General features: G+C 55.5%; 2 protein-coding genes. Both read right to left on the bottom strand.

Going from position 1 to position 1,244, the window contains the following annotated elements:
• Window positions 1–37: 37 nt before the first annotated feature.
• Complete coding sequence (locus AC6CIA_RS26315; RefSeq protein WP_498316069.1) at window positions 38–874, bottom strand: IS3 family transposase; 837 nt, start codon at window positions 872–874, stop codon at window positions 38–40.
• Window positions 871–1,173, bottom strand: a complete 303-nt coding sequence (locus tag AC6CIA_RS26310) for a transposase (protein ID WP_231997079.1) — start codon at window positions 1,171–1,173, stop codon at window positions 871–873. Before AC6CIA_RS26310 ends, AC6CIA_RS26315 begins: the two co-directional genes overlap by 4 nt.
• Between the last annotated feature and the right edge of the window lie 71 nt (window positions 1,174–1,244).

The raw sequence follows: 1,244 nt of genomic DNA, 5'->3' as shown, positions 1-1,244 counted from the left end.
TGAACTGGTCAAGTAATCTTGGGCACCGATTAAGGTTTCACGCCGCCAACTTCTCCCTGGCGACTGGTGACCGATAGTTGTTGTAGCTATGCGGCCTGGTGATGTTGTAGCGCGATACATAGCGCTGCACATCCGCTCGGGCCTCATGTTCCGATCCGTAGCCTGCTTCTGGCACCCACTCTGATTTCAAACTTCCAAAGAAACGCTCCATCGGAGCGTTGTCCCAGCATTCGCCTTTACGGCTCATGCTCTGCCGGAGTCCATGTTCCAGCAGTTCATTTCTGAATTTATGGCTGGTGTACTGGCAACCTTGGTCGGAGTGAAACAGTACGTCTTTTGGGCGACCGCGCAGTTCAATCGCCATCCGCAGGGCTTCGCAGGTCAGCGTGGCATCGGAGATCATCGAAAACGACCAGCCCACGATCCGGCGAGCGAACAAGTCCAGAACCGCCGCGAAATACAGCCAACGCTTGCCGACTTTGATGTACGTCACGTCCCCACACCACACCTGATTGACCGCCGTAACATCAAACTTGCGTTTGAGCACATGCGGTGCCACCAAAGCTTCCACGCCGGGTGACTTGTACTTATGGCGCCGGCGTTGACGGCTGACAATGCCTGCTTCTCGCATCAAGCTGCGAGCCATGAACCGCCCGACATCATGCCCGCCGGCTTGCAGCTGTTTAGCCAAGGTACGAGCCCCCGCAGACTCTCTCGACGCCCTGTGGTGCTTGACCAGCATGGCCTTGAGCTTCTCTCGCTTAGGGCTCACTTTGCCTTGGCGCTGACGCCATGCGTAAAAGCTACTGCGGTTTATTCCGAACACACGACAGCAATCGTTAACGCCGTACTGCTCGCCCAGCTCACAGATCAACGAGAGTGATCTTTGGCGTCCAAAAGCAGGAGAGCACTGGCCTTTTTTAGGATTTCAATATCCCGGTCTCTTTGCCTGAGCAAGGCTTTAAGTTCCTGAATCTCTCGCTGATCCGCGGTAATCGCCTTGGCTCCCACCGGAGTCGAGCCCAAGCGTTCCTTGCGAACTTGATCGACCCAGCGGCGCAAGGCCGTAGGGCCAATATCCAAGCTGGCACAGACCTCGGGAACCGACTGCCCCTCGTCCAGCACCATGCTGGCAGCCTTGAGTTTGAACTCACTTGAATAAGATTTACGCATATCCAAACACCTCAGATTTGGGCGCCATCATAGCGCCCGATTGAGGTGTCCAAAATCATTAGGCCAGTTCA

The organism is Pseudomonas sp. GQ91, assembly GCF_059758795.1.
Note: the sequence above shows the minus strand (reverse complement) of the source record. Positions and strands in the feature narration are given on the sequence as shown.